This is a genomic window from Roseicyclus sp., assembly GCF_965662675.1.
In the GTDB taxonomy this organism is placed as follows: Bacteria; Pseudomonadota; Alphaproteobacteria; order Rhodobacterales; family Rhodobacteraceae; genus Roseicyclus.
In genome coordinates this window covers 1-7,511 of record NZ_CBFIIK010000122.1, presented here as the reverse complement: position 1 = coordinate 7,511, position 7,511 = coordinate 1, and the positions used below count along the sequence as shown (strand labels likewise).

Sequence of the window (7,511 nt, the reverse complement as noted above, 5' to 3'; positions counted from 1 at the left end):
GGGAAAAAACCAACGCAAGCCCAATCGCACCAGATGGGCGGGCGCATATATCCTTTATGACGCCAAAAAAGCGCTGCACCGGCCCCGCGCGTCGATATGTGAGTGAAACGGTCATGACGTCATTTCCCGCGCAAGTGGGCGGTCCGCAACCGCGGGTTGGCGACCATGGTCAACAGATCGGCCAAGAGGTTAACGCCGACATAGACCGAAGCGATGATCAGCGCGATGGCTTGGGTCACCGGCAAATCACGGTCCGAGATACTGTCGATCATCATTCGCCCGAGGCCAGGATAGTTGAAGACGGTCTCGATCACGACCACACCACCCAAAAGCCATGCAATGGTCAGTGCGACGACATTGATCGTTGGCAAAAGCGCATTGGGCAGCACGTGGCGAAACACCATTTGCCAATATGGCACCCCTTTCAACAGGGCCATCTGGGCGTAGTCCGAGGCCAAAGTCTCGATCACCGACGACCGCACTGTGCGCAAGATATGCGCCGTCATTACCAGCGTCAGCACAGCGATGGGCAAGAGTACCTCGGGAAAGAATTCAGCAAGCGGTGCATTGGATGATGTCAGCACGATCCCCGGCACCCAGCCAAGCCAGACCGAGAAAATCAAGATCAGCAAGGTGGCCGATACGAATTCAGGGATGGTCATCGCCGCGATCGCGGTTGTGGAAACGATGATGTCGAAAGGGCGATCGCGCCACAGCGCCGCGACGATACCCAGAAACAGCGCCAAAGGGATGCCGCATAAGATGGCGCCCGATGCCAGCAACAGCGTATTGCGCAACCGATAGCCGACCAGTTCCGAGATCTGCCGTTGTCCGTCGGGCGACACTCCTAGATTGCCACTCAAGGCATTGGCCGCCCATTCACCGTAGCGCGCCCAAGCGGGTCGATCCAAGCCAAGGTCGCGGCGACAATTTTCCAGCAAGAGGCCTTGTGCCTCTCGTTCGAGAAAGGCGGTACACGCATCGCCCGGCAAGATTTCGACTCCGATGAAAATGATGATCGATACAATCCAGACCGTGACTAAGCCCAAGGCCGACCGTCGCATGAGCATCGAGAGCATCAATATCTTCCAATCGCGCAAGGAAAGCCGGGGCGCGCAGCGCGCCCCGACCAAGAGGTATTAGTCGACTGTCACGAGGTGCCAGCGAACCGACATGTTTTCGACAGCATCGAGATTGCCGACCCGCGCCGAGGTGCCGACCAAACGCGTTACATGGTAAGGGATCAGCGTGCCAGCGGTCTGCCACAGATGCTCTTGCGCCTGAATATACAGGGCGCGCCGTGCATCGAAATCGAGTTCTTGCCGCGCTTGCGCCAGCAGGGCGTCGAAATCAGCGTCACGATAGTAGCTTTCGTTCCAGCGCGCGGTGCTGACATAGACTTCGTTCAGCGCCTGATCCGCCGGACGTTCGTTCCAGCGTGTTGTGACGGCATCCTTCTGCATCCAAACATCGCTCCAGAACCCGTCCGTGGGCACTTGGACGATATTCACACGGATACCGGCAGCAGCGGCTTGCTGTTGATAGACCTCAGCCATGACAGGCCAAGTCGGCTCGAGTGTGGCGACATGCAGATCAATATCGATCCCATCGGCAAAGCCTGCCTCAGCCAAGAGCGCACGGGCGCGGTCAATATCTTGCGGACAATCGATTTCGGCACGGTATTGATCACGCGGACCAACCGGCGTGTCGCAGGCCACGACGGCACCACCGCCCATGACCAGATCAACCATCGCCTGCCTGTCAGCAGCCAATCGCAGTGCTTGGCGGACGCGGACATCATCGAAAGGCGCAACATCGGTGCGGAAAACCAGACCGCGCCAGTTGCCTGTCGGGATCATCTGGATGTTGAAACGATCCGAGCTCGACAGCATCACGCTTTGCTGCGCACTGATGCCGCGCTCCATGTCGATCTGACCGCCAAGCAAAGCCTGCAAGCGGGCCTGCGCATCGGGAATGCCGATGATCTCCATCTCGGCCACGCCGGGCGGGCCTTCGAAATAGTCCATGTTGGCCACAAGCCGCGTCGTGCCCTCGGCGTCGAGGCTCACCAAACGGAACGGCCCGGTGCCAATCCCAGTCGTGGCGATGGTGTCGCCCGATCCTTCAGGGATCATGCGCAGACGATAATCCATAAGCAACAAGGGAAGATCTGCAAAAGAGGCGCTGAGTGTCAGCTTGACGGTGTTCGCGTCAACCGCTTCCACACGATCAATCATTGCGATCGCCGCGCGGGCCGGACTATCGTTTGCCGGGTCCAGAACGCGTTGCAGCGAATACACCACATCCTCTGCGCCGAAGCTGGAGCCGTCATGGAACATAACACCCTCGCGCAGCGCGAAGGTCCATTCTTTCGCATCTGCATTGGCTGACCACGCGGTTGCCAGATCAGGCGCTGGGCGGCCTTCCATGTCAGGCCGCACCAAGCGGCTCATGATCTTTTCCGTAATCTGGAACACGCGACCCTTCGAGATGGGGTCGAGGCTGGATTGCGCCCCAGAACCATACTCATGCGCCTGGCGGAACGTGCCCGTCGGCTCGGCTAGTGCCGTCGTTCCCGCAAGCGCAAGCGCCAAGGCAGTGAAGCTCAAGGTCTTTCTCATTCGGATTTCCTCCCTGGGTGGCGGGTTGCATTCTTTCATCGACGCTCGACCGCAGTCTGTAGGCTCAATCGCATTGTCCGACTGGACAAACGACAATTTATAGACCGATACATAAAGAATTTTTGATCCATAGCTCAAATCGGGGTTTCTGATCACATCCTCGGGGCGATACCCGTTTTCGACAAATCGAGTTATATCTCGATCATGCCCACCGAGCCTATGTTACCTCGTCAGCACTTTCTCAAAGGGAACCACCGATGCCCGAAACGACCCTGATCGCCATCGGTGGTGGTGGCGCAACCCATGGCACCCATCCCGAATTGGATCGCTTGTGCCTTGCGCATAGCTGTGCGCGCCCTCGCATCGGCTTTGTCGGCATCGCAAGCGACGACGATCGAGCGCAATATCGGATGTTCAAGACCAGCATCAAACCCATCGCAAGCGCAGTCACTCGGTTGGACCCGATGGCCGATGGAAAAACGGCGCGGCGCTGGGCCGAGGGGCTTGACCTTGTCTATCTCGGCGGCGGCGATCCTGTGCGGCTCGTCAGGCATCTAAAAGCGACGGGGATCGGGGCTGTGCTGGCGGAAACTTACCGGCGAGGCGTGCCGCTGGCCGGCGTCAGCGCAGGCGCAATGTGTTGGTTCGACAGCTTTCTATGGCGCAGCCCTGATGTGGGTCTTACTCTGGCACCCGGACTTGGGTTGGTGTCAGGAAGCATGACACCGCACAGCCTGATCGAGCCTGAGCGCCTGATCAAGATGCAAGACCTTGTGGACGGCGGCGCCATCTCCGAGGCATGGGCGGTCGATGATGGGGCTGCGCTGATCATTCAAAACGGCGTCGCGTCGAGTGGGTACCACGAAGATGGCGCACCAAGGGTGCATCGCTTCGCCCGGTCCGAACCACGGTCCGTTTCAGGCGTTTAACGCTGCCTCTTTGATCATCCACTTGCAGACCTCATCGATCTCACGTCGCTGGCGTGCACCGGGCCGGGTCAGCAGATGGAAGGACCGCGTCGGCGTTAGGTCAATGTCGAAGGGCTTGATCAGCCGCCCTGAATCGACCTCGGGCTGGCAAAACGGAAAAATGCCAAGTGCTATGCCCTGCCCCGCGATGGCGGCTTGTATGACCACATTTGTATCGACGATTGTCGCCTTGTCGATCAACGGCATCCCTGCGCAGCCCGCGACTTTCAACCATTCCAGCCACTCATGGCGATCTTGCTGGTGAATGACCGGAAAGCGCGCGACCTCCTCGGGGCGGGCGGGCATCCCAAGGCGCGCTGCCAAGGCGGGGCTGAGGACGGGCGAATAGACAATCTCGAGCAGCGGCGTGTTCTCTAGACCGACCCATTGCCCCACGCCCCAGTCGACGGCGATATCGGCGCTCATCATGCTGGCGTCGGTGATGCGCGGCGAGTTGCGCAATTCGATGTCTATGCCGGGCAGATCCTCACCAAAGCGGTCCAGCCGCGGGATCATCCACCGAGAGCCAAAGATCGGACCGACCGCAAGCGACACGGATTTACGGCGGGCGCGCATATGGGTCTCAACCTCGAGCCGGATATCCTCAAGCGATCGCGACAAGACGCGCGACAGCGACCGACCAGCGTCTGTCAGCACCACAGCGCGCGTTCTACGAATGAAAAGTTTGCAGCCCAACTCCTGCTCAAGACGTCGGATCTGGTTGCTGACGGTCGTCGCGCTGACACAGAGTTCTTCGGCTGCTTGCTTGAAACTGAGGTATCGCGCAGCGCTTTCGAAGGTGCGCAGCGCCGCAAGGGGCAGGTTTCGTGGATGCATTCACCGATCTCACTGCGCATGGATTAATTTTGCTTTATCCATATTCGCCCATCAAGTCACTTGTCCACCTTTTCGCGCGTGGCAGTATCGGTACGGGTTAGGGATGAGGCAGATGAGCGTTAGACGCAAAAGACGCGACCGGCCGGCAGAGGATGCTGTTGGTCCGCAGGTGCCGAACCTCGCAACCAAGGGCGGGCGTCTGGAAATTCTCGACAACGCCGAGATGGCGCGCATCCACGAAGTCTCTGTGACCTTGTTGGCAGAGTTCGGAATGAGCGACGCCCCACCTGTTGTGGCAGAGTTGGTTTGTGCGGCCGGGGGGCGCATCACAGAAGAACAACGCCTGACCTTTCCACCCGATCTTGTCGCGCGTGCCTTGGCGGGTCTAAGGCGTGACTTCGCCTTGTGCGGGCGCTCGCCAGAGCACGACATGGCTTTGGGGGATGGTGCGGTTCATGTCGGCTCTGGCGGTGCGGCACCGATGATCTTGAACATCGACAGCGACACTTACCGTGAGACGACCCTTGGTGATCTATATGACGCAGCGCGGCTGGTCGACGCCTTGCCGCATGTCCAGTTCTTTGCGCGCTCGGTGGTGGCGCGTGACATGGACACCGACAGCCTTCTCGACATCAACACATGCTATGCTGCGCTGGCAGGCACGACCAAGCATGTCTTTGTCAGCGCAGCATTTCCCGAACATGTCGCCGATATCGCCAAAATGTGCCACATCGTTGCAGGGGGGCGCGCAGCGTTCGAAGCGCGTCCATTCTTGTCGTTGAACATCAACCACGTGGCGCCGCCAATGCGCTTTTCACCCGATGCGGCCGAGGTGCTCGTCGCCGCCGCGCGCGCGGGTTTGCCATGTATGGTCAATACTTTCGGACAGATGGGCGCGTCGAGCCCGGTAACGGTGGCTGGATGCTTGGCGCAGAGCAATGCCGAAACGCTGGCCGGGATGATCGTGGCATGGCTGGCAAATCCGGAAGTTCACGCGGTCTATGGCGCAAGGCCAATGGTCACCGATCTGCGTTCGGGCGGGATGGCCGGGGGGAGCGGCGAACAGGCCCTTCTCACCGCTGCCGCAACACAATTGGCACGGTTCCTTGGCCTGCCGAACTCGACCATCGCCGGGGCCACCGACAGCAAGATTCCGGATGCGCAGGCCGGTTATGAAAAGGCCCTGTCGATCACCATGGCGGCGCATGCTGGGGCGAACCTGATCACCCAGACCGCAGGCATGCAGGCAGGCTTGATGGGCGCGTCGATGGAGGCCTATGTGATCGACAACGATATGTTGGGCGCGATCCGGCGCAGCCTTGCCCCGATCGAGATCAGCGTCGATACGCTATGCCCGGACATGATTGCAAAAACCATTCGGAATGAAGGGCATTTTCTTGGCCACCCACAGACCTTTGACCGGATGAAATCCGACTTTCTCTATCCTGGCCTCGCTGACCGCCGCTCGATCGCGGATTGGCAGGCGGCCGGCGCGCGTGACATCAGGGTGCAGGCAAAGGAACTGGCAACTGATATCTTGGCTGGGCATTTCCCCCAAACGCTTGCCCCGGCCGTGGATGCCACCTTGCGTGAAACATTCGATATCCGCCTCCCCATCGCGCGGATGACCATCCCATGAAGATCGTGATCTATGGGACCGGTGCCATGGGCTCCGTCTATGCCGGTCTTTTCAAGGAAGCGGGTCACGAAGTCTGGGCCATTGATCCTTGGGCCGACCATGTTGCGGCGATTGCCGCCGATGGCCTGCAACTGGACGGGGCAAGCGGCGACCGACGCATCATGGGCATCCATGCGACGACCCAGATCGCCGATGCCGGGCGCGCCGATCTTGTCGTCATCGCGACCAAGGCTGCCGGTGTCGCGTCTGCGGCACGGGCGATCGCACCACAGATGGCAAGCGAAACCCTTGTGCTGACGATCCAGAACGGTTTGGGCGCGGCCGACCGCATCGCGGCACATATGCCCATGGACAACGTGCTTTTGGGGGTTGCGGACGGCTTTGGCGCCTCGCTCAAGGGGCCGGGGCATGCGCATCACAACGCGATGAACCTCGTTCGGATCGGTGAGATCGCAGGCGGGCCTAGCGCCCGCGCCGAACAGCTTGCCACCCTATGGCGCGCGGCGGGCTTCAAGGCCCAAGCCTTTGACGATATCCAACAGTTGATCTGGGAAAAATTCCTTTGCAACGTCACGTTCAGCGCCCCATGCACCGTCTTCGACATGACGGTCGGAGAATTGCAGGCACACCCTGAACGCTGGAGCATCGCCTTGGGCGCCATGCGTGAGGCCCATACCATCGCGCGCGCGAAAAACATCAATCTGACCTTCGATGATCCCGTGGCTTATGTCACCGCTTTCGGCGCACGCATGCCCGCGGCACGTCCCTCGATGCTGCTGGATCATCGGGCCGGACGCCTGTCAGAACTTGACGCGATCAACGGACAAGTACCCGAACTCGGGCGCGCCCTGGGCATCGCCACACCTTTCAACGATACCTTGGTGGCGATTTTACGCCAGCGCGAAGCTGCATTCGAAAGCACCTCGGCATGAAGCTGGTCAGTTTCCTGCACGATGGGCGGCCGGGCTACGGCACCACTGACGGCGTCATGATCCGCCCCGCAAGCGAGGCGATGCATGCACGCTGCCCAGACCTGCGCGCGGTGCTGGCGCAAGATGCATTGGACGCGCTCGCCGCCGATCCGGGTGCGCCCAGCGTGCAGATGGCAGCAGTCAGCATATTGCCACCGATCCCCAACCCGTCACGGATTTTGTGTGTTGGGCTGAACTACCGCAAGCCCTACCCCGTGGACGGCGTCGCGCCACCCGACCCCGAGAACATCATTCTTTTCGGCAAGGAGCGGCAGGCCATGGTGGGCCATGGCGCGACCCTGCAAATGCCCTCGGGCGAGCCGGCCGAGACCTTCGACTACGAGGGCGAGATCGCGATTGTGATCGGCACCAAAGGGCGCGATGTACCGGTAGAACACGCCATGAGCCTTGTCGCAGGCTACAGCGCCTTCAACGATGGATCGGTACGCGCTTGGCAAAAGCACAGCATCCATGC

The 7,511-nt window shown here is 60.3% G+C and carries 7 protein-coding genes; 4 read left to right on the top strand and 3 right to left on the bottom strand.

The window, feature by feature from the left end:
* Nucleotides 1-119: 119 nt before the first annotated feature.
* Both ACTG4J_RS13755 and ACTG4J_RS13750 read right to left on the bottom strand, forming a co-directional pair.
* Complete coding sequence (locus tag ACTG4J_RS13755) at nt 120-1,070, bottom strand: ABC transporter permease (RefSeq protein WP_439140313.1); 951 nt, start codon at nt 1,068-1,070, stop codon at nt 120-122.
* Nucleotides 1,071-1,139: 69 nt separating this feature from the next.
* Entirely contained in the window at nt 1,140-2,621 is a 1,482-nt protein-coding gene (locus tag ACTG4J_RS13750) for an ABC transporter substrate-binding protein (RefSeq protein ID WP_439140312.1), read from the bottom strand.
* Nucleotides 2,622-2,878: 257 nt separating this feature from the next.
* On the opposite strand from ACTG4J_RS13750, the gene ACTG4J_RS13745 reads away from it, so the two are divergent.
* The gene (locus ACTG4J_RS13745) at nt 2,879-3,550 is read left to right on the top strand and encodes a Type 1 glutamine amidotransferase-like domain-containing protein (protein ID WP_439140311.1); all 672 of its coding nucleotides are present in this window, start codon (nt 2,879-2,881) and stop codon (nt 3,548-3,550) included.
* Here the strand turns inward: ACTG4J_RS13745 and ACTG4J_RS13740 are convergent.
* Nucleotides 3,539-4,426 (bottom strand): LysR substrate-binding domain-containing protein, encoded by an 888-nt coding sequence (locus tag ACTG4J_RS13740; RefSeq protein WP_439140310.1) that lies wholly within the window; start codon nt 4,424-4,426, stop codon nt 3,539-3,541. The genes ACTG4J_RS13745 and ACTG4J_RS13740 overlap by 12 nt on opposite strands.
* 112 nt (nt 4,427-4,538) lie before the next feature.
* Between ACTG4J_RS13740 and ACTG4J_RS13735 the strand changes: the two genes are divergently transcribed.
* From ACTG4J_RS13735 to ACTG4J_RS13725, 3 genes are all read left to right on the top strand, one after another.
* A complete protein-coding gene (locus tag ACTG4J_RS13735; RefSeq protein WP_439140309.1) occupies nt 4,539-6,065 on the top strand; it encodes a trimethylamine methyltransferase family protein in 1,527 nt (508 codons plus the stop codon).
* Entirely contained in the window at nt 6,062-6,997 is a 936-nt protein-coding gene (locus ACTG4J_RS13730) for a ketopantoate reductase family protein (protein WP_439140308.1), read from the top strand. The genes ACTG4J_RS13735 and ACTG4J_RS13730 overlap by 4 nt, the downstream gene beginning before the upstream one ends.
* Nucleotides 6,994-7,511: fumarylacetoacetate hydrolase family protein (locus ACTG4J_RS13725; protein ID WP_439140307.1), on the top strand; the 518-nt coding region annotated here is incomplete at its 3' end. The genes ACTG4J_RS13730 and ACTG4J_RS13725, both read left to right, overlap by 4 nt.